The organism is Paenibacillus sp. FSL P2-0136 (assembly GCF_037975325.1).
Taxonomy (GTDB): domain Bacteria; phylum Bacillota; class Bacilli; order Paenibacillales; family Paenibacillaceae; genus Paenibacillus_AQ; species Paenibacillus_AQ silagei.
Genome location: NZ_CP150244.1, coordinates 6,874,198 through 6,897,514, shown reverse-complemented (window position 1 = coordinate 6,897,514; position 23,317 = coordinate 6,874,198). Strand labels below are relative to the sequence as shown.

Genomic DNA, 23,317 nt, shown 5'->3' with positions numbered 1-23,317 from the left:
AGTAGTAGTCTTAGCAGGAATCACGCACAAGCAGCTTGCCGCCGGACTCCAGGCGGCTGTCCTGTGACCGGGCGAGATTAATCACCGCATGCTCCTCCTGGAGCAGCTCAATCTCCTCACCCAGCTTAAGCAGCAGCCTGGAGAAGCGGCTTAGGACACTGTCCGTGATGTACCCGGTGAATTGTCCCGGATGGGCGAATACCTCAAGCATCTGCCAGAGCTGGTCCGTGCCGGAGCCGAACGCCCCGTTCATACGGCTTAGCGCAGCCTGAAGATCACGGATCAGGCTGCCCAAGTGGCTGTATTTATCCTCCAGCAGCAGCATGACTACCAGGCCGTAATTCACGGATTGCTGGCGGGATTCCACATTCTTGGCCAGCTGGCGCGCCGCCTCAAGCAGTCCGTCCGTCTCTGTCCGCAGCAGGCTTGCGAGGCTGTGCAGACGATGCTGCATTACCCCGGCGTGCCCGGCGTACAGGCCGCTGCCGGTGACCTGGCCGCTAACGTAAATACTGCCGGTGGCTATAATTGTAGATTTGCGGATATCGCCATAGACGTACACATTCCCAAGGGCTTCAATTCGTACAGGTCCTTCCAGATCTCCCGGTACAATGATGTCACCTGCGAACATAACATCGCCCGCAGGATCTGTCATCTCTCTGGCCAGAAGACTGACCGGAGGGAAGTCACATATCCGGACGCTGCCGCTTCCTCCGCAGATACGGGGCCTGCCGGTGTGCCGGGCTACGATATTACCACAGGGAAGGAGCTTGGCATGATTACCGGCAGCAAAGTAGATATCCTGTGGCGGGGGAGGGGGCAGGACCCTTCCGTCTGTGTCGAGGCCGGGAATGCCTTCTTCCGGCGGCAGCTTGCGGGCGAAGACTTCGCCTGCAAAGGCAAAGGGGGCTCCCGGGAAACGGAGATACTCCAAGGGTTCCGCAGGCTTCTGACCCCGGGCTCCCTGTCCCTGAAGCATCCGGTTCCCCTCCAGTGTATGCTCAGGCAGCAGGAATTCCAGCCGGGCTTCCTTGCCGGGCAGCGGGGCTCTGCCTTCAGCGATGCATACGGGAAGATATGTAGGGTTCGTAAGCTCCGCGTACAGGGCGGGAATGTTCAGGTTGCGCAGAATAAAACGGTTGTCCAGTGAGGCGATAATCTGTTCTATGGTGAGCGTGGACAGCAGCATCGCCGGATTGGGCTGGGCACGGACGACCGCTTCGAAGGCGGCGGGGCAGTTGACCAGATTCCAGGCGTACTTCTCTGCACGGTATAAAGTGAAGTGGACCTTGAGCTTGTCAGGCGATACGGTAATTTCATATTGGGGCTTCTCACAGATCTCCCAAGTGATATAATCCGCCCTGGTCACCTCGGTTGGCTCTGTAACGGTCTTCCAGTTGATCTTCAGGACAACAGGGTGGACCGCAGAAATGCGGGCGGGAGCACCTCCGGGGAGCGGGGGAGTAATGAATATCTGGTTGTCCTGCACGAGGATAATTCCATTCTTATCTCCAGTTGTCCCGTCAGAAGCTCGGCCCTCCACAGAGAATGAATCCAGGAGACCTTTACGTTCGAGCATCAGGGACTCTACGAATTCATATCGGCTTGGTTCGATATCCTGCTGCGGCATGGTTGTAACCTCACTTTTTCGTATGATCAATGGCAATTCGTACAGAAAAAGAACATCATCAAGCCTGGGAGGCTTTCCCTCCTGAATAGCTGGCTTAAGTGGTCTCTATTGGCAGCCTGGCAACCGTAAACGCAGATTCCGGCGTTCTTAGGCCCATAGCTTTGCGTCCTGCCCTTTCGGGGAGTTTGCCTTTAGAAATAGATCAATGATATACATCCTGTAGAGGTGGGAGTTATGGTCGACTGTAATCGACAAAAAGAGTCATAAATAGTTCTTACGCGTCATTAACTTCTGCAAACAAGCTTAATTCTAGTACTTAAAGAGCTATTTTTCAACTATATTATGCCTATTTATCAAAAAACTCGAAATATGCAGCTCTATTTCGACAAAAAAACTGGTTTCCCAGCGCTTACAGCTTATGGAAGAGTCAGGGGGAGGAAAGTATGAGCATTCAACTGTTGGGACACCCTGGGCTTGGTAAGACTCGGAGTGTTCTTTTTTGATAAGCAGTTTTGCGGGTGTTAATGTTATGTATATGTTAACTATGTAAATAAACACAAACATTCAGTGTATTATTTCGTAATAAAACCGAAGACATCGCAAATTCATTGTAATATAATCTAACTCATATCAAGGAAACGCGAATTAATGTTAACTAATATAACATTAATGGAGATAGCGACATCAGGAGAGGAGCATAAACCATGCAGATTGCAGCAACACCTTACATCTGGCCTTATGACGGGGCTGTGGACCCGGCGAAGACAGCGCTGATGATTATCGACATGCAGACGGATTTTTGCGGCAAGGGCGGTTACGTCGAGAGAATGGGTTATGACCTCTCATTAACAGCGAGGGCGATCCAGCCCATTCAGCGGCTGCTGGCCCGTATCCGGGACATCGAAGGCTTCACCGTGATCCATACCCGCGAGGGACATAAGCCGGATCTGTCGGATCTGCCGGCGAACAAGCAGTGGCGCAGCCGCCAGATCGGAGCCGAGATCGGCTCCGAAGGACCGGCGGGACGAATCCTCGTGCGGGGGGAGCGCGGCTGGCAGATCATTGAGGAGCTGGCGCCTGCCCACGGAGAGTACATTATAGACAAGCCGGGCAAAGGGAGCTTTTACGCAACAGACCTGGACCTGATCCTGAAGAATAAAGGAATTACCCATCTGATTCTGACCGGTATTACTACCGATGTCTGTGTACACACCACGATGAGGGAAGCCAATGACCGCGGGTACGAGTGTCTGATCCTTGCAGATTGTACAGGAGCAACGGATGAAGCGAATCACCTGGCGGCGCTGAGTATGGTTCAAATGCAGGGCGGGGTGTTCGGCAGTGTAAGTGATTCACAAGCGGTGCTGAAGGCGCTGGAGCAATACTAAATCATTCATAAACGGGGGAATAACCATGTGGAACAAGTCCAGAACGAAAGCGCTGATGCTGTTAACCTCGCTAATGCTGCTCCTGACCGCCTGCGGTAACAATACGGAAGCCGGGAAGGCTGAAGGTCAGGGAGCGGAAGGCTCGGGCGAGCTGAAAAAGGTGGTGCTCCGGCTGAAGTGGATTCACCAGGCGCAGTTTGCCGGCTTTTATACCGCGGTGGAAAAAGGCTTCTATAAAGAAGCGGGGCTGGATGTTGAGATCCGCCCGGGGGGCTCGGATTTCCCGGCTGTGCAGATGGTAGCTTCCGGCAGTGAGGAGTTCGGAGTTACCGGTGCCGACCAGATCGTCATCGCCAGAGAGAAAGGCGTCCCGGTCAAAGCGTTGTCCGCGATCTACCGCAAAACCCCGTTCGTCATGTTCACGCTCAAAGAGTCCGGGATCAAGACGATGGAGGATCTGGTCGGGCAAAAGGTAGGCATTAAGCTGGGCGGCAATGAAGAGCTGACCTTCCGGGCCATGGAGAAAAGCGCGGGTATCGACCCTTCGCAAATCGAAGAGATGCCGGTCAAATATGATCTGAGTCCGCTGTTAACCGGTCAGGTCAAGGCTTGGCCCGGATATGTCATTAATGAAGTGCTGGCTGTAGAGGAGCAGGGCAAGGAAGTGAATATTATCGACCCGAACGACTACGGCATCAATTTCTATGCCGATACCTTGTTCACTACGGAGTCTATCATCAAGAAGGACCCGGAGATGGTCACAAGCTTCGTGCAGGCGTCTATGCAGGGCTGGGATTATGCAGTGAAGCATCCGGAGGAGGCAGCCGAATTTGGTCTGAAGTATGGCGAGAAGCTGGATCTGAAGCATGAGGTCAATATGATGAAGGCCAGCATTCCGCTGCTTGATCCGGAGAAGCTCCCGCTGGGCTCAATGGACGAGGCATCTTGGGAGACATTGCAGAAGAATCTGGTCGAGCTGGGATTTGTGAAAAAGGAACAGGACATCGGCGGATTGTTCACCAACGAGTTTTTGAAATAAGGAGGGGACCGACAATGACAACAGCGATCAAAGAACAGTTGGATGCTGCCGCCGCGCAGCATCCCGGTACCCGGGAAACCATGCTCTCCCTGCGCAATTGCTCTCTGTCCTTCGGCAACGTGCCTGTGCTGAATCAGGTCAGTCTTGATGTATACCGCAATGAGTTCATTTCGATCCTCGGACCGAGCGGCTGCGGGAAATCCACGACACTGCGGCTGATGCTGCGGCTGTTAAGCCCGGAGACCGGTGGAGAGGTGGCGTATGCTTCACCTGATCTGTCCCTGGGCATGGTCTTTCAGAAGCCGGTCCTGATGCCGTGGCTCAGCGCGTTACAGAATGTCATGCTGCCGCTGGAGCTGGGCGAGAAGAAGAAGTTCAGCAAAGCCGAGGCACGTGAAAAAGCAGAAAGTGCACTGCGCCTGGTCGGCCTCCAGGATTATCTGAACCACTTCCCGCATCAGCTCAGCGGCGGGATGCAGCAGCGGGCAGCGATTGCCCGGGCGCTGGCGGCCGATCCGACGGTGCTGCTGATGGATGAGCCGTTCGGCGCGCTGGATGAGCTGACGCGTGAGAAGCTTAATTTCGAGCTGCTGCGGCTGTGGGAGAGCCCGGAGACCAGTCTAAGCAGCATTGTGATGGTCACCCATTCGATCCATGAATCCGCGCTGCTGTCGGACCGGGTCGTGATGATGTCTCCCCGGCCTGCCGGTGTGACGGATATCATTCCGGTGACGCTGCCCTCCCCGCGTGAGGCGGGCATGGAGGAGCTGCCGGAATTCCACCGGATTGTCAAGGAACTGAGAAAGCGGGTGAAGCATCTATGACGGTCAAAATCAAAGACACCCTGTACCCGGTCACGTTTGCGCTCGGCTTCCTGCTGCTGTGGGAGCTGGCTGTACGTCTCCTGTCGGTTCCTATGTATCTGCTGCCTGCGCCTACGCAGGTAGTCTCGGCTATTAATGGCTCGCTCTGGTCGCATACACTGGTTACGCTGGGCGAAGCCCTGACCGGGTTCATTCTCGCCAATATCCTCGGCCTGGCTACTGCAGTGATTTTTGTGCATTCCAAGCCAATGGAGAAGGGAATGTTCCCGCTGGCCATCGCCCTTAAGACTACGCCGCTGGTGGCGCTGGCCCCGCTGCTGGTCGTTTGGCTGGGGACCGGGTATACCTCGAAGGTAATCGCTTCGATGCTGATCTGTTTTTTCCCGATTCTGGTGAACAGCGTCAAGGGTCTTAAGGCGATTGAATACGAAGCCTGGGAGCTGTTCTCCACCTATAAAGGGACGAAGAGCGAAATCTTTTGGAAGCTGCGCTTGCCGACGAGTCTGCCTTATATCTTCTCTGCCCTCAAAATCTCCACCTCGCTCGCCATAGTCGGTGCCATAGTCGGCGAATTTGTCGGAGCCAATAAGGGACTCGGTTATGTAGTGCTTGTCTCTTCCTATCATATGGATACGCCGGTGATGTTCTCGGCCATTATTGCTTCGGCGCTGTGCGGCCTGCTGCTGTTCTGGTGTATCGGGCTGCTGGAGAAACGGGTTATTTTCTGGACAAGGAGCGATGATCTATGATGAACTGCTCGGTCATTCGAATCCCGGCAGGCGCGCCGCATGATATGTCGGGATTAAGCGCAGCGGTGGAAGCAGGCTTGTTCCGGCCGGAGGAAGTGGTCGCGGTGCTGGGGAAGACGGAGGGAAACGGCTGTGTGAATGATTTTACACGGGGTTATGCTGTGATGGCCTTGAAAGGATTCTTTGCTGAAGCGGCAAAAGGAGGAGCTGACGACATCTCTTATGTGATGTCCGGCGGTACGGAAGGGGTACTCAGTCCGCACTTCACGGTTATCAGCCGCAGCGGGCAGAAGGAGCCGGGTGTGGTCACTGATGGCCTGAAGTCACTCGCCATTGGAGTCGCCAGAACCCGGAGCTTCCGGCCGGAGGAACTGGGACGGCTCCCTCAGGTGGACGCCGTGGCGGATGCCGTGGCCCGTGCGGTCATGGATGCGGGCATTACCTCACCGGGGGATGTGCATTTTGTACAGATCAAATGTCCGCTGCTTACCGCTGAGCAGATCTATGAGGCACACAGCCGTGAGGGTTCGCTCGTCACAGAGGATACTTATAAATCGATGGGCTATTCCAGAGGAGCTTCTGCACTGGGTGCCGGGGTAGCGCTGGGTGAGGTGGATCGTGCGGCCTTACAGGAAGAAGAGATCTGCACGGACTGGACTCAATTCAGCGCGGTAGCCTCCACTTCGGCGGGCAGTGAGCTGTCCTGCTGCGAAGTGATTGTGTTCGGGAACTCACTGTCTGCGGACGGCCCGTACCACATCGACCATGCCGTGATGCAGGATGCTGTGGATGGCGCTGCGCTTCAGGGCCTGCTGGACCGTTATCCCGGTGAAGAGCTGGTGCAGGTGCTGGCCAAGGCGGAAGCTGATCCCGATGGCGTCATCCGCGGACGCCGCCATATCATGCTGGATGACTCGGATATCAATCATACCCGCCATGCGCGGGCTGTAGTCGGCGGTGTGCTGGCCTATGTCGGCGGCGACCCGATGATCTACGTCTCCGGCGGAGGCGAGCATCAGGGGCCGAAGGGCGGAGGACCGGTGGCGGCTGTGTTCCGCCGCAGGTAGCAGAGCTATATAGATTGAACTAAAAATTTAAGTTAAAGGAAAAATTTTATCCATCATGGGGGAATCGAATATGCATACACAGGAAACGAAAGTGCTGGCAGCAGCAGATATGACATGGGAGCTTATGCCGAATCACATAAAGCTGTATCACCGGGAGATTGTCTCGGCAACGGAGGCGGACCGCCTGGGCATCCGCATGAGCTCGATTCTGTGGGAGAAGCTGGGGATCGGCGGTCAAGTCTTGCCGCATTATCATGATGTAGTCGAAATCATTCATATTACCGTAGGAGAGGTCAAGCTGCTATGTGACGGGGAGTGGTACAGCTACCGGGCCGGAGATACGTTCCATGTGCCTGCGGGCGTAGTCCATTCTGTCAGGAATACAGGGGATTCTCCTTCGGAGCAGATCAGTATTTTTGTACCGGCGGAGGCGGACGTGCCGTCCAACAGCTTCTTCGGCACTACACTAATCGAGGATATCTATTCTTCCAAGCTATAGTAAAGGCGGCGGAGCCATGGGCAGCAATGTAATTACCGGTTTGACCTGCAGCGATATTCTGCTGATTCCCGACCTGAAGGAAGCGGCCCTGCTGGCTGGGGCCGGGGGCCTTGGGCGTTATATTAACCGGGTCAATGTAATGGAGGTTCCCGATGTTATTGACTGGGTCCGTCCGGGAGAGTTCCTGATTACAAGCGGCTTCCCCTTTCATAACCGGCCGGAGCTGATCGCAGAGATTATTCCCCAGCTGAACCAGAAGGGAGTGTCCGCGCTCGGGATCAAAACCAAACGTTATATCGATGAGATTCCGCCGCGGGCGCTGGAGCTGGCGGATCAGCTGGGCTTCCCGATCTTCGAGCTGCCCGCTTCCACCTCCTTCTCCGATGTGGTCCGCGACATTATGGAGCGGGTGCTGGTGCAGGAGGCGCGGGAGCTCTCGCAGCTGCAGAGCCGGTTCCAGAAGCTGTCGAAGCAGCTTCTCCATGGCGACGGGATTGAAGATTTCCTGCTGACGCTGGACGGGATGCTGCATAATCCGGTCGTCCTGCTGGATGATACCGATCAGGTCTTCTGTTCTCCGCAAGCGGATGCGCTACAGCTGGAGGAGCAGCTTCCGGCCTGGATACAGCTTCGCCAGGAAGGCAGTCTCGGCATTACATTCCTCACAGTTGGAGAACGGCGTATCCGAGCTTATGTCTCGGCTGTCAATGACAAGGGAGCAGACCAATGTCTGCTGGTGCTGCTGGAATGGAATAGCGAGCTGTCGGTAGTGGATCAGTTAACGATTGACCGGGTCGGTGTGCTGGTCGGACTGGAGATGATTAATGCCGGAGCCCGCCGCGAGGTGGAGCTGAAGTATGTGGACCAGTTCCTGCAGGACTGGATCAGCGGCCGGATTGCCGCTGCCGAGGATCTGAAGCTGCGTGGCGCAGCCTGCGGCTGTCCGCTACCGGAGCGTCCGCTGCGTGCTGTAACCATCGGATGGCTGGAGGATAAGCCGGAGCTTAAGCAGCTGCAGCAGGTAGTGAAGCGGGTGCGTGCCCGGGCAGACCTTCAGCATGTGAAGCTCACCATCCTTGAAGGGGAGCTGGTGCTGACCGTGCCGGAGCAGCCGGAGCTTCCGCTGGAGGAGACGCTGGGTCGTCTGCTGGCCGAGATGAACCGGATAGTTGTCAGCGGGAGTTGCGCCTTCTGTATTGGCGATCTTGCGGACGGCCCTGATCAGGTGCGGTTCAGCTATGAATCCTCCCGCAAAATCGCCCGCATCCGCCAAATCAGCGGCTACAGCGGGTCTTATGTCGATTACCGGAAGCTGGGTGTCTTCCGGCTGCTGTACCATCTGCCCGAGCTGGAGGAGATCACCGAGTACAGGGATCAGTATATTACTCCGCTGCTGGAGTACGACCGCAAGCATAATGCTTCGCTGCTCCAGACGCTCCAGCTGTATTTCAAGTGCAACCGCAACGTCAAGCGGACCTCCGGCGAGCTGTTCACTCATTATAATACGGTCACCTACCGGATCGACCGGGCTTGTGAGTTGCTGGGATTAAGCCAGGATGACGGTGACGATATGCTGGAGCTGCAGCTTGCGCTGAAGCTGCATGAGATGGGCAAGGGCCGCAGGTCCGGCACCGATATGCAGAGAAGGAGATGAAGCCTGATGACAGCAATAACAGAATGGCCCGCGAAGCTGACAGCCGGCTGGCTGCGGAGGCAGTATTTGAGCGGCACGCTGGACCCGGAGGAGGTTATCCGGGAGATCATCCGCCGCGCTGCGCGGGACAAGGACATGAACATCTGGATTGAAGCGCCCGCCGTGGCGCAGATCGCTCCCTACCTGGCAGCGCTCAAAGAGCTGAATCCGCAGGAGCATCCCTTGTGGGGCATTCCATTCGCGGTGAAGGATAACATCAATGTGAAGGGGCTGCCCACGACGGCGGCATGTCCTGAATTCGCTTATCAGCCGGAAGCCGACGCAGCGGTTGTGGCGAGATTGGTGGCTGCGGGGGCGATCCCTGTCGGCAAAAGCAATCTGGACCAGTTCGCCACCGGACTCGTCGGTGTGCGCAGCCCTTACGGCGAGACGCATAATGCCCTGCGTCCCGAATACATCAGCGGCGGCTCCAGCGCCGGTTCGGCGGTTGCCGTGGCCCGGGGCCAGGCGGTATTCAGCCTGGGCACTGATACCGCCGGCTCGGGCCGTGTGCCGGCCGCACTGAACGGGCTGGTCGGCTACAAGCCCAGCCTGGGCGCCTGGCCGGTGCGCGGCGTAGTGCCGGCGTGTGCCAGCCTGGATTGTGTCACCGTATTCGCGCACAATCTGGAGGATGCACTTACGGTGGACCGCGCAGCACGCGGCTTCGAGGCAGCCGATCCGTGGTCACGTTCCGTGAAGCGGGAGGCTGCCGCTCTGCCCGGGAAGCTGCTGCTGCCGGAAGCGCCGCTGGACTTCTACGGGCCCCATGCGGACGAATACCGCCGGGCCTGGGAACGGGCCGAAGCGGCGGTTCAGGAGCTGGGGCTGCCGGTTGAACGGGTGGACTGTACGCTGTTCTCCGAAGCGGCAGCCATCCTGTACGACGGCCCCTGGGTAGCCGAACGCTGGGCGGATCTGGCCGGATTCGTAGAGAGTCACCGTGAAGCAGTGCTGCCGGTAACGGAGTCGATTCTCTCCTCCGGGGCCGCGGAGCGCCACACTGCTTCGAGCCTGTTCCGGGCCATGCACCGCTTGCAGCAGTATAAGCGGGAAGCGGAGTTGCTGCTGCGGGATGCGGTGCTGGTCCTGCCGACCTGCGGCGGAACCTGGACCCGGGAGCAGTTGGCTGCGAACCCGGTAGGGGCCAACTCCGATATGGGCCGCTACACCAATCACTGCAACCTGCTCGACCTGTCGGCGGTGGCAATTCCCGCCGGGGAAGCGGCGGGGAACCTGCCGTTCGGCATTACGCTGTTCGCTCTGGCGGACAGTGAGCATCTGTTGGCCGGAGCCGGGAAGCTTCTGGCGGAGGGGGATGATGGTGAGAGTGGGGGTAGTTCTTCCGGGGCCGAGGCTCAACTTCTGGCAGAGCACCAATCGCTGGAGCCGGAAGCTGGCGGAGGTACTAGTGGTGCAGGTGGTACTACTGGGGCTGACGTTGGTGAGGCTGGAGGTATTGGCGCTGCTACTGGCGCTGCTACTGCTGCCGAATCACCAGCGTCCGGCATGGTTACACTTGCGGTCTGCGGGCTGCATATGCGCGGCTTCCCGCTGGAGAAGCAGATGCTGGAGCATGGCGCCCGCTTCTGGCAGGAGGCGCGGACTGCTGCCTGTTATGAGCTGGTCAAGCTTCCTACGGTGCCAGCTAAGCCGGGCCTGCTGAGACAGGCTGCAGGGGGAAGCGCTATCGAGCTGGAGCTGTGGCAGATGCCGGTGGAATCGCTGGGCGCATTCGCCACGCTTATCCCGGCTCCGCTGGGTCTCGGGCGGGTGGCCCTCGCGGATGGGCGCGAAGTGACGGGCTTCATCTGCGAAGGCTATGCCGCCGCCGGAGCTGAGAACGTTACAGCCTACGGGGGCTGGAGATACCTTCCTGCTGAATAAATACCGCTTTCAGCGTGCAGCTCTGCATGCCGATTAACTGCCGCTTTCGGCGTTCACCTCTGCGTGCGTTATACTAAGGTGGAATTTGTGTATCCCATTTTGCTTCACCGGGATACATGTAGTAATTAGTTGGATTTTCTCCATTTGCTGCTGGTGGAATACCTCCTATGGGAACAGCAGATGGATAAACAACACTTATTTTGCTCGCTTTTAAGGGATTCCATAGAATTCGGCGGATTAGATGTACTTTATCCAACCGCTTCAGTCAAACCGGTTAGGTTGGCTGAATTAAGTGTCATTTTTCCAACTATTATTACTTTACGTCTGCCATCCAAGCTACTTTACCTGCGCGCATCCCATCCCGTCAACAAGTTACATCAACGGCAACGTTCTGAATCAAGACGGCAACCGCTTCTGTGGGGAGCTTGAGACGGATGGGTGCGGAGTGACTGACCTGGATAGAATACAAAAAAGGACTCTCCCAAGCTTATAGCTTGTGGAAGAGTCCTTTTTGTATGAATTGGATGGCGCGTGCAGGCTGTGCCTTGACATGCTGTGGTACGGTGGAAAGGGCCGCATAATCGGCGCGTTCGATCTCTTCAAGAATCCGGTTCAGGTGGGAGAATACCGCACCGAGATCACGGAAGGCCGCGAGCGGGCACTGATCCTGCAGCTCCGAGAACCAGGCGAGCTGCACATCGCGGGCTCTTCTCAGACTCTCGGGGAGTGACCGGCCGCTGCATTCGGCATCCGATAGCGTCCGTGTGCCGTACAGGGCGATACAGTCTGCCGTTGCGGTTACAACCTCCAGCATCCAGTCGGCTGCGGCATAATGGGCCGGCAGCAGGGCGATCTCTTCGCTTATGGCTTTGACATAGGAGTGGACCTTGATGAGATGGGTGGTCGTCTGTGTCAGCTTGCCAATGTCCTTACGGCACTGGTAATGAGACAGCGTGTAATGCATCTCCTTCTGCAGCCGGTCACTCTTCTTCAGCAGCTCGCCGGAGCTCTGAAGAGCAGCCTTGGCCTGTGCGGCATCCCGGCCGCTTGCAGCGAATCCGGTTAAGGCATCGGATAAGGTCAGGCTGCCCTTCAGCGCCAGGTCCTTGACCTTGACGAAGCTCTTGGGCGGCACGATAATCATATTGATGATGAGGGCAATCAGCACGCCGATCAGCGTCTCGGCGACTCTCCAGACGATATATTGGTCATGATAGAAGGTGAGTGCAAGCACCGAGGTGACGCCGACCTGCGAGACGGCCTGGATATTAATCCGGCAGGCTGTAGCCACCCCGATGCCGATCAGCAGCATCAGCAGAATCGACAGCGCACCCACATCGAAGAATTTGCCTACGATCAGGCTGACGATGCCGCCGAGGACCACGCCGGTCATGCGGTAGACGCCTTTTTCAAGGGAGGCCTTGACACTGCTCTGGGTAATCAAAATCGCCGCCAGCGGTGCGAAGTACAGGTAATGGTCCCCGTAGATAATGTGCACAGCCAGCCACGAGAGCGAAGCGGCGAGCGTAATCCGTATCATATATAAGGATAATCCGAACTTTTCAAGGCGCTCCTGTAAGCCCTCGTTCATGTTTGTCATCTTCTTTCATGTAAATAGGAAAAATTTTATGGTTTTCATCCGTTTTCATTATAGCACCTCAAAACAGGCTGGAGGCGGGCAAGATTTTACGAACTTGTTAAGTTTTTGTGCGCGATTTCACAATGTAAGCTATCGCATATATTGCAGGATTCATTTATGCTATATATATTGAAGTCTGTCGAACCAAGGCAAGAATTGTCGCTTATCCGTGCTAAGCATGCTGCTGCCGGATTGTCTCCCGCAAGAAGCGGGTAAAATAGGTTGTACTACATAAGTAAGGGAGGTTGTTAGCTATAGCTACCCCGGAAGGCACTATTATTTCTTTTGACCAGGTGATTAAGCAATACGACGACGAAGAGGCTGTACTCAAAGGCGTGAGCTTCGAAATTGAACGCGGTAAATTCTACACGCTGCTGGGCCCTTCGGGCTGCGGAAAAACGACCATTCTGCGTCTGATCGCCGGCTTCGCGGAGCCGACGGAAGGTTCGATTTATCTGAACGGCAAAATTATCAACCACATTCCCGCCAATGAGCGGCAGGTCAATACGGTGTTTCAGGACTATGCGCTGTTTCCGCATCTGAACGTATTCGAGAATGTGGCGTTTGGACTGCGCATCAAGAAGCTGAAGAAGGATGTTATTCAGCAAAAGGTGCAGGAAGCGCTGCGCTTCGTTAACCTGGTCGGCTATGATCAGCGGGCCATTAATGAAATGTCCGGCGGGCAGAGACAGCGTGTGGCCATTGCACGCGCCATTGTCAACGAGCCGCAGGTGCTGCTGCTGGACGAGCCGCTCTCGGCGCTTGATCTGAAGCTGCGTACGGAGATGCAGTATATTCTGCGGGAGATGCAGCAGCGGCTGGGCATCACCTTCATCTTCGTCACCCATGACCAGGAAGAGGCGCTGGCGATGTCCGACTGGATCTTTGTCATGAACGGCGGCAAGATTGAGCAGAGCGGCACGCCTAACGATATCTACGATGAACCGATTAACCGGTTCGTGGCTGACTTCATCGGAGAGTCGAACATTGTACCGGGTGTGATGATTGAGGACTATGTGGTTGAATTTAACGGTCACCGGTTCGAATGTGTCGATGCCGGTCTGCGGCCGAATGAAGCGGTGGAGATTGTCATCCGTCCCGAGGATCTGGAGATTGCTACAGTTGAGGCGGGCAAGCTGAAGGTGCGTGTGGATTCGCAGCTGTTCCGCGGGGTTCATTACGAAATCAGCTGCTATGACGGCTCCGGCCATGAATGGCTCGTCCATTCCACCCGTAAGGCGGAGGTTGGCTCCGAGATTGGGCTGTATTTTGACCCGGAAGCGATCCATGTTATGCGTTTCGGTGAAACGGAGGAAGAGTTCGACAAGCGTTTGGAGGCTTACGCCGAGGTGGAGAGCCATGATGACTAAGGGCAAGTCGTATTATCTCATCCCGTACTACCTGTGGATCGCGCTGTTTGTCATTGCGCCGGTGCTGCTGGTGGTCTACTATTCCCTGTTCGATCTGGAGGGGAAGCTGACGCTGAATAACTACGTCAATTTCTTCACGCCGGTCTATATGAGAATGATGCTGAATTCGTTCTGGTACGCTTTTCTGATCACGGTGTTCTCGCTGCTGGTGGCTTATCCGGCCGCTTATCTGTTGACGCGAACGAAGCACAAGCAGCTCTGGCTGCTGCTGATTATTCTGCCGACCTGGATCAACCTGCTGCTGAAGACTTATGCCTTCATCGGGATCTTCGGCACTTTCGGCCCGGTCAATAATTTCTTTGATCTGATGGGGCTGGGTGAGCAGCAGATTCTGTTCACAGGCTTCAGCTTCGTGTTTGTGTCGGTCTATATTTTCATTCCATTCATGATTCTGCCGATCTTCAGTGCCCTGGATGAGATGAATCTGTCGCTGGTCGATGCCGCGCGCGATCTGGGCGCATCGGGGTGGACAACGTTCCGGCGGGTGGTTTTTCCGCTGACGATCTCGGGTGTACGCTCCGGCTGTATGGCGGTGTTCATTCCGGCGCTGTCGCTGTTCATGATTACGCGTCTGATTGCCGGGAACCGGGTGATTACGCTCGGCACCGCGATTGAGCAGCACTTCCTGGTCACACAGGATTGGGGGATGGGCTCCACCGTTGCGGTGTTCCTGATCGCCATTATGGCGCTGTTCATGATTCTGACCGGCGGCTCGCGGAAGGGGGTGCGCGGATGAAGAACAGACGAAGGGTTAAGAACAAGAACGGCATCGCCAATATCTATCTGGTGCTGGTCTTCCTGGTGCTGTACGCGCCGATCTTCTATCTAATGTATTACTCGTTCAACAGCGGTGGCACGATGCACAAGTTCGAGGGCTTCACGCTGGATTATTACCGTGAGGTAGTTGCTGATACCCGGCTGATGATTATTGTGATTAACACACTGGTCATCGCCCTTCTGTCATCGACCATAGCGACGATTATAGCGGTAATCGGTGCGCTGGCGATCCATCATGTCCGCAGCCGCCGGGCCAAAAACACGCTGCTCTCGCTGAACAATGTGCTGATTGTCAGCCCGGATGTCATCATCGGAGCCTCCTTCCTGATCCTGTTCACGATTGTCGGGATCAAGCTGGGCTTCACCTCCGTGCTGCTCTCGCATGTGGCGTTCAGCATTCCGATTGCGGTCATTATGATCCTGCCGCATTTGCAGGAGATGAGCCCGACCCTGACGGATGCCGCACGTGATCTCGGGGCCACGCGCCGGGATGTGCTGACGAAGGTCATTCTGCCGATCATCAAGCCGGGAATCTTCAGCGGATTCTTCATGGCTCTGACCTATTCCCTGGATGATTTCGCGGTTACCTTCTTCGTCACAGGCAATGGCTATTCCACCCTGTCGGTGGAGATCTATTCCCGTGCCCGTCAGGGGGTCTCGCTGTCGATTAACGCGTTGTCGACGCTGATTTTCCTCTTCACGATTCTGCTGGTCATCGGTTATTACTACCTGAACCAGCGTAAGAGCCGCCCGGCGGTACAGATTGCCGAGCCGGTGGCCGAAGCGGGGGTGCCAAGATGAAGCAGCTTGTGAATACGTTCCTGGCGATTCTGATCGTCGCGTTCGGCCTGATGTTCCTGGCGTCCCGGCTGAACTCGGCCCAGGGCTATAGCGGCGGCAATACGCTGACGATCTATAACTGGGGCGACTATATTGATCCTGACCTGCTCAAGCAATTCCAGGAAGAGACCGGTATTACGGTCATCTACCAGACGTTCGATTCCAATGAAGCGATGCTGACCAAGGTCGAGCAGGGCGGTACGGTCTTCGATGTCGTTGTGCCTTCCGACTACGCCATTGCCAAGATGCGGGAGGAGAAGCTGCTCTTGCCGCTGGATCACAGTAAGCTTCCGAATCTGGCCAACATCGGTTCCAAATTCATGAATCTGTCCTTTGATCCCGGTAACAAGTATTCGGTTCCTTATTTCTGGGGGACGGTGGGGATTATCTTCAATCCCGAGATGACGAAGGGGATGGATTTCAGCAGCTGGAATTCGCTGTGGGACAAGCGGCTGAATAATAATATTTTCCTGGTGGACGGTGCCCGTGAGGTGATGGGCATGTCGCTGAACAGCCTGCACTATTCCGTTAATGACAGGAATGAGGAGCATCTACAGGAGGCGCTGGCCAAGCTGAACAAGCTGTCGCCGAATGTGAAGGCGATCGTGGGCGACGAGATCAAGATGCTGCTGGCGAACGAAGAGGCGGCTGTCGGGATCGTCTGGTCCGGCGACGCTTCCGAGATTATGGATGAGAACGACAAGCTGGATTATGTGGTGCCGGAGGAAGGCTCGAACATCTGGTTCGACAACATGGTCATTCCGCGCGGAGCCGCCAATATCGAAGGGGCGCATCAGTTCATCAACTTCATGCTCCGCCCGGATGTGGCGGCCCAGAATACGGAATACGTCGGCTATTCCACGCCGAACGTTCCCGGCCTGAAGCTGCTGCCGGAGGACATCTCCGGCGACGAGCGCTTCTACCCGCCCGCCGAGATCACCGGCCGGCTGGAGGTCTACGACAACCTCGGCAAGCGGATGCTTGCCCACTATAATGAGCTGTTCCTGATGTTTAAGATGAATAAGAAGTAGCTGGCAGGCTGTAGGCCTGCAGAAAAGCCCCCGTTTGTGCTTATGCGCAGGCGTGGGGCTTTTTTCTTAAGGGGATAGGCGCTGGGGAGGATAATTTGATTGATGATAAGAACCGGTGCTGCAGAGGCTTGTGGAGTAGGGGGATAGTACAGCGGAAGCGGGAAATAGATGGATTTTGTCCACTTGCTGATAAGTATTAAAGGGTTCTGGCGGAGATAGTTGGAAAAACAGCACTTAAATTCTCCCAATTCACTCCATAGCGGCAAAACCAAGAGTAGCAGATGCTGTTTTTCCACTTGTTGCCGGTCATTCCTCAGGAATCAGGAAATTAAGGTGCGTTATTCCAATTATTTGCCGAAGGCTAATTAAAATATTCCAGTACACCGCGCTTCAACTCATATCGTGCGGTTCGTTCCTGATTGCTGGTGGGAACCGGTAAGAGCCAGCCCTTGTCAGACAGACTGCGCAGGGTGCGGACAGCGGTTCTGTAATCAATTGAGAAATGCTGCTTCACATCCTGCGGGCGGATAGGCCGGGCTAAATGAACGGTTAACCGGATGACCTCCTGCTCCATCAACTGTACGCGCGATACTGGGGTTGCCGCAGGCTGATATCTGCCCAGCACCATCCGCAGCAAGGTTATACAGAGCTCGGGACGCTGTTCAACATCATCGTATGCGAAGGAAATCACGTGATAGCCCATGGCGTACAGGAAGGTCTCACGGTTCAGCTCGCCGCAGTATTTGTTCCGGTCCATATCGCGTACATGTGAAGCATATCCCTTGATTTCAATCAGTAGCTTCACGTACCCCGGCAACCAGGCGAAGTCGGCAAAATAAGATCTCCCCCGCCAATCTATCACCTCATACTCCGGATGAAGCCCGTCAAAATGGCCCCGCAGCGGCCACCATACCTTATGCAGGAATAGGCTCTCGGCATGCCGATGCCCCCGTTCCAACCGTGCCCGACGTTCTCCATCAGCTCTGCTGTCCAAGTGTCCGCTGATAAACTGATCATGTGCTTCTTCAAAAGTCATGCTCCTCATCCTCTCCGGAAAATAGAAAACGCCCCGGCTTTCCCATAAAGGGGCTACCGGGACGTTCTTCGTCTCGCTGATGTTAAGTATAGGGTAGAGCTTGAATGCAGTGAGAAATGCGGTAGTTGATGGCGTTCCGCATACGGTAAATAAGAAGTGTTCGTGATTGTCTGACGACAGTCCAGTAAGACATATAGCTTATGTGCAGACTTTAAGAAATCTTCAAAAACAGTAAGGATATTTAGCTACCGCCAACACCATGAGACATAGTTTGAAATGAACTTTGTGTGTCACTGCCTGAAGCAGCCTCAATTATCTCAATAGAAGAAATAATCACAGTAACCATACTACATATAACTAGAAGCTTTAAAAGCCTTTTGATCATTTGTATTACGCACCTCTCTAATTAGGAGTTTGTATGTCTCGATTTCATCATCACGTGCTATATGTCTGTATTGTTCAAATAGATCTACGCAGGTGATGACTACACTCTCGTTGTTAATTTTAGCAGAGGATTCCAAACTTTTTAAGATAAAGATAATACCTTCACTTCGATTATTTTTTACATAATAGGTGGCCAATTCTGCTAGAAATCGGACATGCTTGTCTGCCATAACTTGCTGGTTGTATTCCCGGAATTCCGATTTATAAATTCGGTAAGGGATATGCTCAGAGAAGCGTTCCAGAATATCATCCACATTCCAATCATACCGGTTCGCTGACTTAACAATATGGTACATAGCTGTAAATATCTCGTCTGGCTGCTTAGAGATATACTCCACATAATCAGATAATACCTCTAGCTGTCCATCAAGCAGACGATATAGGAAGATATTTGCCTTCCCCCACTCCCTGAACTGGGCTAATGTCCGAGCTGCCTCATCATCCTTCTCTTGTATCCAGCTACCATCTATATAGAGAGGGACATGCTCAATCGCAGATTTGTAATCCCCATATTCCATATAAATGCTCGAGATTAATAGCCGGGCATTTAGAATATATAAATACAGCGGCTTTGAAGGCAATCTTTCGTTGTCCGGTTTACGTTTCGAGCGGTGCTGTAGATTGTAACGGAGGGTAGCGAGCTCAAGCATTTTCTCGGCAAGCTCGTTCACTTTAGCCCACTTCTGCAGAGAGTAGTAGACATCCAGCAGGTCTTTCAATCCGTCCAGTTGATCCGCCTCATTCAGCCGGTCGATGAAGCACTCGAACAGGATGGCTACCCGCAGATTGCTGCTCTGGTCATCACCGAGGCCAATTCGGAATAACCTGTATTGGCATACGGCGAGCCGGTCGGAATTCTGATATTTCTCACTGGTGCTCACATTCTCATACAATAATGCTGCTGCGTTCCACAATCCCTGCTCAAACAGCCCTTCTGCAACTTCGAATAGCATAGGAGCATAGACCAGATTCTCCAGCAGGTTCCTAACTACCTGTTCAACACAGTCAAGGCGGCCGAGCGCCGCTGAACGCACAAGAAACGGCCGCAAGCGTCGCCAGGTGGGAGCTGAATGGTGAAAGCATTCGTCCACATATAAGCTATAGAAGTGGTCCTCCGGCAGGCCCATGCCCCGGGTAATGCGCTCCAGATGATCCATGGCAATCGGCTGACGGTCTTTAACGACACGGCTGAGTGTGCCGGAATTGATTCCTGACGAAATGGCAAACTGATTAATGGACAGGCTCTGATTAGACAAATATGCGGTTACCTGATCGCGAATCGTGGTTGTGGACTTCATACAAACACCACCTGACCTAATCCCAGTAAATAGATTTTTAATTCATTGGTGTAATAATATGTGATAATATTCCAACGGTCAATAGAGCGGATTAGTAAATACGGTGAACAAAAGGAAGGGCAGACTGGAACTATATCCCTGGCTAAGCTTACCGTGACACATTGAAACGCCCCGGTTCCTTTGCGGGGATAACCGGGGCGTACTTGATTCAGCTTGTTCTATTAGACGGAGGTAGGATGCTAACGGAAATGGTTACTTCACGGCGATCCGCATCCGGTAGCTAATAGGTACCTGCAAGGTCCGGCCCTGGAAGAATGCCTCTACCTCTGCCGAGAATTCGGCAATATCCTGCACAAGTGAGGTCGGGCTAAGCTTCAGGAGGGACTGGATGCCGCCCTGGCTGAGGGCCAAGCCGATATAGCGCTGTGCATCGCATGATTCTGTGTTGTGAAAAACAATCTCTCGCGCATACGTAAACAGTCCGCTGGCTTTGATCCGGCCCAGATGTCCTTCTTTATCCCATTTGCTGGCCTGATCGGTGTCCGGCTGAAGCTCTGTAAGCAAGTCATCTGAAGCTGCAATCAGCCGGTTATACCGGGCTTCAATAGCGGGCTGCAGCACCAGAGGCCAGTCACAATCATAGGCGGCGAATACTCCGCCGGGCCGCAGGCAACGCGAGATCTCCTGAAGGGTGCTGTCCGGGTCCATCCAGTGGAACGACTGCGAGCAGGTGATGATGTCCACACTCCCCGTGTCAAAAGGAAGCTGGTTAGAGTAGCCCTGCACAAAACACACGTTATTCGCTCCGCTGCCGAGAAGACGCAGCTTATCCTGAGCCTTGCTGAGCATATCTAGATTAGGCTCTACTCCGGTTACCGCTTCAGCGGCGTCCTTCCACAGGAAGGTGGACAGGCCGGTACCGCAGCCTATATCTGCAACATGGGCAGGACGGCGGCCCAGGTAATTACTCAGCAGTTCAATTACCAGCGGAGGGGCTTCGGGCCGGTAACGGTCATATTCGTCCTGGTATCCCAAGAATCGGTCAATGTTAGCCTTGCTGTTGCCTGAAGGAATCATAGGAAGGGCCTCCTCGCGGGATGGATTATTTCCTTGCTTAGCTATCGTAGAAGCGAAGGATCAACAGCAGGTACAAGCCCTTCGGCAGCAGCCCGGTTAAGCAGTGCAGAGATGGCTGCATAGCCGTCCTCGCCAAGGCTCATCGTGAATTCGTTGACGTAGAGATCAATATGCGACTTGGCGACTTCCGGCGAGAGCTCCTGGGCGTGGCTTAGCACGTATTCCTGGCAGTCGAGAGGATGGTCCCAGGCATACTGGAGTGAACTGCGAATCCAGCCGGTAATGGCTTCAGGGTCCAGATCGCGGCGGACAATAATCGCACCAAGCGGAATAGGTAAGCCGGTATCGCTTTCCCACCAGCTCCCGAGGTCAGTAAGCAGGTTGAGATTGTAGGACGGGTAAGTGAAGCGGGCTTCGTGAATGACGAGTCCGGCATCAATCTCTCCCTTCTGTACGGCAGGCATGATCTCATCAAAAGGCATAACGACGATCTCAGCTGGACCGACCTGCACCTGCTGTGCTACCCAAAGACGGAACAGCAGGTATGCCGTAGAGCGTTCGCTCGGGACGGCAATTCTGCGGCCGGACAGCTCGCGCGGATGCTTGATCGCGCCTGCGCCTTTGCGGGTTAGTACAAGCGGGCCGCAGCCCCGTCCCAGCGCACCGCCGCAAGGGAGCAGCTTGTACCTGTCCAGCACCCAGGGAAGGGCAGCGTAGGAGATTTTGAGCACCTCAGGTCCGGCACCGTCTGCAGCAAGCCCGTTCGTAATATCGATATCGGCAAACATTACATCCAGCTTGGGTGCGCCGGGAATCAGGCCATGCGCCCAGGCATGAAAGACAAAGGTATCGTTCGGACAAGGGGAATAAGCAATATGAAGCTTTTGTGTCATTACAGCACCTCCCGTAAAATAGCCGCCGCCGCTGCCAGGGCGTCCAGCGCTTCATTGATCTTCCACGCGGCCCGGTCGCGCGGGCCGACCGGGTTCGAGATCGCGCGCACCTCCAGCGCCGCGATCCCCAGCGCCTGGGCGGCCACGGCGACCCCGTGGCCTTCCATCGCCTCCGCCGCCGCCTGCGGATGGCGGGCGGCCAGAGCCGCGGCCGTCCCGGCGGTGCCGGTCGCGGTCGACACGGTAAGCACGGGGCCCGTGCTTACCGTGAGGCCGGCCGCTGCCAGCGCGGCCGCAAGGGCCTGCACCGCAGCGCCCGGTGCAGGCACGGACACGCTGCCGAAGCCAAGCTCGGCAGCGCTGCGGAAGCCCTCCGGCGTCTCTGCGCCGAGGGCCGCGTCCCGCATCTCGCTGGCGACGACCAGCGAGCCTACGGGTGCGCGTCCCGGGAAGCCGCCGCCGATCCCGGCGCTGACGACGCAGCCGTACGAGCCGGCTGCCAGGGCGGCGGCGGTTCCCGCCGCTGCCGCTGCGGTGCCGGCGCCCGCCGCGATGACGTCGAACCTGCGGCTGCCGGACAGGCCGCGCAGGACCGCTTCGCACTCAGCCGCGACTGCCGTTACGATCAGCACGCGCGGCTTCTTTTCCGCTGCTTCGAGGCGCGCATCGGCCCCGGAATGATAATGATCCTTCGGTTCCATAATCAGCCTCCTTCTATAGAAATAGTTTCATTCCTCAGTTCATACTCACCTTTTGAAAGTCTACGCCGTTTTGAAGAACAGGTCAAATATGCGGAGCGGGCGATAGAAGGATTTTGTCCACTTGCTTGTTGCGGGAGTTGGAGGAGCTGATTGTTGCGCGGGTTGGGGGAGGATTTGCCGCAGGAGTTAGAGGTGAAGTGTTTGTTGACGAGGTCAGGGCGAGAAAATTGAAATGAAAATTAATTTACCTCCCGCGCTTGACAGACTGCCCTCCATAACGTATATTTATCTTAACTTAAAGATAATTACCTTAAAGATAAACGCAGCCGGACAGGAGGTGCAGGATATGAGCAGCAAGAATAAGACAGCAGGAACAGAAGCAGACACTATGCAGGATCAGGCAGCATCGCTGAAATTGTTCGTCGTTCTGTCGAAGGCGTACAAGAGCCTGATGGATCAGGCGGTGAAGGATATGAAGAGTCACGGGCTGGCATCGGCGGAGTTCATGGTGCTTGAGGTGCTGTATCATAGAAATCGGATTCCACTTCAGCAGATTGGCGAGAAGATTCTGGTCACCAGCGGCAGCATCACATACAATATCGACAAGCTGGAGAAGCGGGGACTGCTGAAGCGCGTACCTTGCGAGGATGACCGCCGTGTTACGTATGCCGAGATTACGGAGGCGGGACGGGAGCTGTTTGATGATATTTTCCCGCAGCATGTCGATTCTATTCACAGCCTGATGGGCGGACTGGACAGCGAAGAGAAGGCTCAGGCTACGCTGCTGCTGAAGAAGCTGGGCAAGGGCGTATAGAAGGGAGTCCTTAGCAGCCCAGCGGCGGTAAGGTTGTCTGCTTGTTATCAAGCTGAACTAATGAAGAGAATAATAGATCAGTAAATTTTTTTTAGCTAATATCTTAACGTTAAGATAATTAAAACCAAGAGAATGGAGAGTGTTTAAAATGGTTAGTGTAGGTTTATTGTTGATGAGATTGGTGATCGGTGTAGCGTTCATTGGGCATGGCGCACAGAAGCTGTTCGGCTGGTTCGGCGGATATGGGCCTAAGGGAACAGGCGGCTGGATGGAGTCGATTGGTATCAAGCCGGGCGTGCGCATGGCGGTGCTGGCAGGTCTGATGGAGCTGGTCGGAGGCCTATTGTTCACTCTGGGTCTGCTGACTCCGGTGGCTGCGGTACTGATTGCGGCAACGATGCTCGGTGCCATTGTGAAGGTTCATGCTCCTAACGGATTTTGGTCCACGGCGAACGGGATTGAATTTCCATTAACGGTGCTGGTAGTCGCTGTAGGTATAGCGCTGACAGGCGCGGGTTCGATTTCACTGGACGCAATATTCTTCAATTAAAATAAACGCAT

Annotated in this window: 21 protein-coding genes and 1 riboswitch; of the genes, 14 read left to right on the top strand and 7 right to left on the bottom strand. The window is 55.1% G+C overall.

From position 1 onward, the window contains the following. Positions 1–10: 10 nt before the first annotated feature. On the bottom strand, positions 11–1,660 hold the full coding sequence (locus NYE26_RS29385) for a flagellar assembly protein A (RefSeq protein WP_339252109.1): 1,650 nt from the start codon (positions 1,658–1,660) through the stop codon (positions 11–13). 77 nt (positions 1,661–1,737) lie between these two features. Further along, a riboswitch (cyclic di-GMP riboswitch) is annotated at positions 1,738–1,830 on the bottom strand. 504 nt (positions 1,831–2,334) lie between these two features. Here NYE26_RS29385 and NYE26_RS29380 point away from each other — a divergent pair. The 8 genes from NYE26_RS29380 to NYE26_RS29345 all read left to right on the top strand — a co-directional run bounded on the left by NYE26_RS29380 (position 2,335) and on the right by NYE26_RS29345 (position 10,776). Continuing rightward, on the top strand, positions 2,335–3,018 hold the full coding sequence (locus tag NYE26_RS29380; protein WP_339252107.1) for an isochorismatase family cysteine hydrolase: 684 nt from the start codon (positions 2,335–2,337) through the stop codon (positions 3,016–3,018). Between the two features lie 25 nt (positions 3,019–3,043). Continuing rightward, positions 3,044–4,057, top strand: a complete 1,014-nt coding sequence (locus NYE26_RS29375; protein WP_339252105.1) for an ABC transporter substrate-binding protein — start codon at positions 3,044–3,046, stop codon at positions 4,055–4,057. 14 nt (positions 4,058–4,071) lie between these two features. Continuing rightward, the gene (locus NYE26_RS29370) at positions 4,072–4,881 is read left to right on the top strand and encodes an ABC transporter ATP-binding protein (RefSeq protein ID WP_339252103.1); all 810 of its coding nucleotides are present in this window, start codon (positions 4,072–4,074) and stop codon (positions 4,879–4,881) included. Next, positions 4,878–5,630: an ABC transporter permease gene (locus NYE26_RS29365; RefSeq protein ID WP_339252101.1), complete on the top strand. Its 753-nt coding sequence runs from the start codon at positions 4,878–4,880 to the stop codon at positions 5,628–5,630. Before NYE26_RS29370 ends, NYE26_RS29365 begins: the two co-directional genes overlap by 4 nt. After that, positions 5,627–6,697 carry a ring-opening amidohydrolase gene (locus NYE26_RS29360; RefSeq protein ID WP_339252099.1) on the top strand — a complete coding sequence of 357 codons (1,071 nt, stop codon included), beginning with the start codon at positions 5,627–5,629 and terminating at the stop codon, positions 6,695–6,697. The genes NYE26_RS29365 and NYE26_RS29360 overlap by 4 nt, the downstream gene beginning before the upstream one ends. Before the next feature lie 70 nt (positions 6,698–6,767). Further along, entirely contained in the window at positions 6,768–7,196 is a 429-nt protein-coding gene (locus NYE26_RS29355) for a cupin domain-containing protein (protein WP_339252097.1), read from the top strand. Positions 7,197–7,212: 16 nt separating this feature from the next. After that, positions 7,213–8,850, top strand: a complete 1,638-nt coding sequence (locus NYE26_RS29350; protein ID WP_339252095.1) for a PucR family transcriptional regulator ligand-binding domain-containing protein — start codon at positions 7,213–7,215, stop codon at positions 8,848–8,850. A 6-nt stretch (positions 8,851–8,856) separates the two neighbouring features. Further along, complete coding sequence (locus NYE26_RS29345; protein WP_339252093.1) at positions 8,857–10,776, top strand: allophanate hydrolase; 1,920 nt, start codon at positions 8,857–8,859, stop codon at positions 10,774–10,776. 487 nt (positions 10,777–11,263) lie between these two features. On the opposite strand, the gene NYE26_RS29340 is transcribed toward NYE26_RS29345, so the two are convergent. Beyond that, positions 11,264–12,367 (bottom strand): FUSC family protein, encoded by a 1,104-nt coding sequence (locus NYE26_RS29340; RefSeq protein ID WP_339252091.1) that lies wholly within the window; start codon positions 12,365–12,367, stop codon positions 11,264–11,266. A gap of 293 nt (positions 12,368–12,660) precedes the next feature. Here NYE26_RS29340 and NYE26_RS29335 point away from each other — a divergent pair, with 293 nt between their 5' ends. From NYE26_RS29335 to NYE26_RS29320, 4 genes are read left to right on the top strand one after another with little or no spacing between them, the layout of a single operon-like run. Next, on the top strand, positions 12,661–13,785 hold the full coding sequence (locus tag NYE26_RS29335; protein ID WP_339252089.1) for an ABC transporter ATP-binding protein: 1,125 nt from the start codon (positions 12,661–12,663) through the stop codon (positions 13,783–13,785). Then, complete coding sequence (locus NYE26_RS29330) at positions 13,775–14,581, top strand: ABC transporter permease (RefSeq protein ID WP_036728143.1); 807 nt, start codon at positions 13,775–13,777, stop codon at positions 14,579–14,581. The genes NYE26_RS29335 and NYE26_RS29330 overlap by 11 nt, the downstream gene beginning before the upstream one ends. Beyond that, on the top strand, positions 14,578–15,423 hold the full coding sequence (locus NYE26_RS29325; RefSeq protein WP_339252086.1) for an ABC transporter permease: 846 nt from the start codon (positions 14,578–14,580) through the stop codon (positions 15,421–15,423). The genes NYE26_RS29330 and NYE26_RS29325 overlap by 4 nt, the downstream gene beginning before the upstream one ends. After that, the gene (locus tag NYE26_RS29320) at positions 15,420–16,493 is read left to right on the top strand and encodes an ABC transporter substrate-binding protein (RefSeq protein WP_339252084.1); all 1,074 of its coding nucleotides are present in this window, start codon (positions 15,420–15,422) and stop codon (positions 16,491–16,493) included. Before NYE26_RS29325 ends, NYE26_RS29320 begins: the two co-directional genes overlap by 4 nt. A gap of 361 nt (positions 16,494–16,854) precedes the next feature. On the opposite strand, the gene NYE26_RS29315 is transcribed toward NYE26_RS29320, so the two are convergent. The 5 genes from NYE26_RS29315 to NYE26_RS29295 form a co-directional block, all read right to left on the bottom strand. After that, positions 16,855–17,529: a hypothetical protein gene (locus tag NYE26_RS29315; RefSeq protein WP_339252082.1), complete on the bottom strand. Its 675-nt coding sequence runs from the start codon at positions 17,527–17,529 to the stop codon at positions 16,855–16,857. A 347-nt stretch (positions 17,530–17,876) separates the two neighbouring features. Next, positions 17,877–19,271, bottom strand: a complete 1,395-nt coding sequence (locus NYE26_RS29310; RefSeq protein WP_339252080.1) for a transcriptional regulator — start codon at positions 19,269–19,271, stop codon at positions 17,877–17,879. A 252-nt stretch (positions 19,272–19,523) separates the two neighbouring features. After that, on the bottom strand, positions 19,524–20,348 hold the full coding sequence (locus tag NYE26_RS29305) for a class I SAM-dependent methyltransferase (RefSeq protein ID WP_339252078.1): 825 nt from the start codon (positions 20,346–20,348) through the stop codon (positions 19,524–19,526). Positions 20,349–20,389: 41 nt separating this feature from the next. Then, positions 20,390–21,241 (bottom strand): 1,4-dihydroxy-6-naphthoate synthase, encoded by an 852-nt coding sequence (locus tag NYE26_RS29300; RefSeq protein WP_339252076.1) that lies wholly within the window; start codon positions 21,239–21,241, stop codon positions 20,390–20,392. Beyond that, positions 21,241–21,942, bottom strand: coding sequence for a futalosine hydrolase (locus NYE26_RS29295; RefSeq protein ID WP_339252074.1), 702 nt, complete (start codon positions 21,940–21,942; stop codon positions 21,241–21,243). The genes NYE26_RS29300 and NYE26_RS29295 overlap by 1 nt, the downstream gene beginning before the upstream one ends. Positions 21,943–22,288: 346 nt before the next feature. Here NYE26_RS29295 and NYE26_RS29290 point away from each other — a divergent pair, with 346 nt between their 5' ends. Beyond that, positions 22,289–22,756, top strand: coding sequence for a MarR family transcriptional regulator (locus NYE26_RS29290; RefSeq protein WP_339252072.1), 468 nt, complete (start codon positions 22,289–22,291; stop codon positions 22,754–22,756). 148 nt (positions 22,757–22,904) lie between these two features. Next, on the top strand, positions 22,905–23,306 hold the full coding sequence (locus NYE26_RS29285; RefSeq protein ID WP_036728167.1) for a DoxX family protein: 402 nt from the start codon (positions 22,905–22,907) through the stop codon (positions 23,304–23,306). Positions 23,307–23,317: the final 11 nt, after the last annotated feature.

Coding starts and splice junctions, on each gene's coding strand:
- NYE26_RS29380 (WP_339252107.1), top strand. CDS start 2,335: ATGCAGATTGCAGCAACACCTTACATCTGGCCTTATGACGGGGCTGTG.
- NYE26_RS29375 (WP_339252105.1), top strand. CDS start 3,044: ATGTGGAACAAGTCCAGAACGAAAGCGCTGATGCTGTTAACCTCGCTA.
- NYE26_RS29370 (WP_339252103.1), top strand. CDS start 4,072: ATGACAACAGCGATCAAAGAACAGTTGGATGCTGCCGCCGCGCAGCAT.
- NYE26_RS29365 (WP_339252101.1), top strand. CDS start 4,878: ATGACGGTCAAAATCAAAGACACCCTGTACCCGGTCACGTTTGCGCTC.
- NYE26_RS29360 (WP_339252099.1), top strand. CDS start 5,627: ATGATGAACTGCTCGGTCATTCGAATCCCGGCAGGCGCGCCGCATGAT.
- NYE26_RS29355 (WP_339252097.1), top strand. CDS start 6,768: ATGCATACACAGGAAACGAAAGTGCTGGCAGCAGCAGATATGACATGG.
- NYE26_RS29350 (WP_339252095.1), top strand. CDS start 7,213: ATGGGCAGCAATGTAATTACCGGTTTGACCTGCAGCGATATTCTGCTG.
- NYE26_RS29345 (WP_339252093.1), top strand. CDS start 8,857: ATGACAGCAATAACAGAATGGCCCGCGAAGCTGACAGCCGGCTGGCTG.
- NYE26_RS29340 (WP_339252091.1), bottom strand. CDS start 12,367: ATGAACGAGGGCTTACAGGAGCGCCTTGAAAAGTTCGGATTATCCTTA.
- NYE26_RS29330 (WP_036728143.1), top strand. CDS start 13,775: ATGATGACTAAGGGCAAGTCGTATTATCTCATCCCGTACTACCTGTGG.
- NYE26_RS29325 (WP_339252086.1), top strand. CDS start 14,578: ATGAAGAACAGACGAAGGGTTAAGAACAAGAACGGCATCGCCAATATC.
- NYE26_RS29320 (WP_339252084.1), top strand. CDS start 15,420: ATGAAGCAGCTTGTGAATACGTTCCTGGCGATTCTGATCGTCGCGTTC.
- NYE26_RS29315 (WP_339252082.1), bottom strand. CDS start 17,529: ATGACTTTTGAAGAAGCACATGATCAGTTTATCAGCGGACACTTGGAC.
- NYE26_RS29310 (WP_339252080.1), bottom strand. CDS start 19,271: ATGAAGTCCACAACCACGATTCGCGATCAGGTAACCGCATATTTGTCT.
- NYE26_RS29305 (WP_339252078.1), bottom strand. CDS start 20,348: ATGATTCCTTCAGGCAACAGCAAGGCTAACATTGACCGATTCTTGGGA.
- NYE26_RS29300 (WP_339252076.1), bottom strand. CDS start 21,241: ATGACACAAAAGCTTCATATTGCTTATTCCCCTTGTCCGAACGATACC.
- NYE26_RS29295 (WP_339252074.1), bottom strand. CDS start 21,942: ATGGAACCGAAGGATCATTATCATTCCGGGGCCGATGCGCGCCTCGAA.
- NYE26_RS29290 (WP_339252072.1), top strand. CDS start 22,289: ATGAGCAGCAAGAATAAGACAGCAGGAACAGAAGCAGACACTATGCAG.
- NYE26_RS29285 (WP_036728167.1), top strand. CDS start 22,905: ATGGTTAGTGTAGGTTTATTGTTGATGAGATTGGTGATCGGTGTAGCG.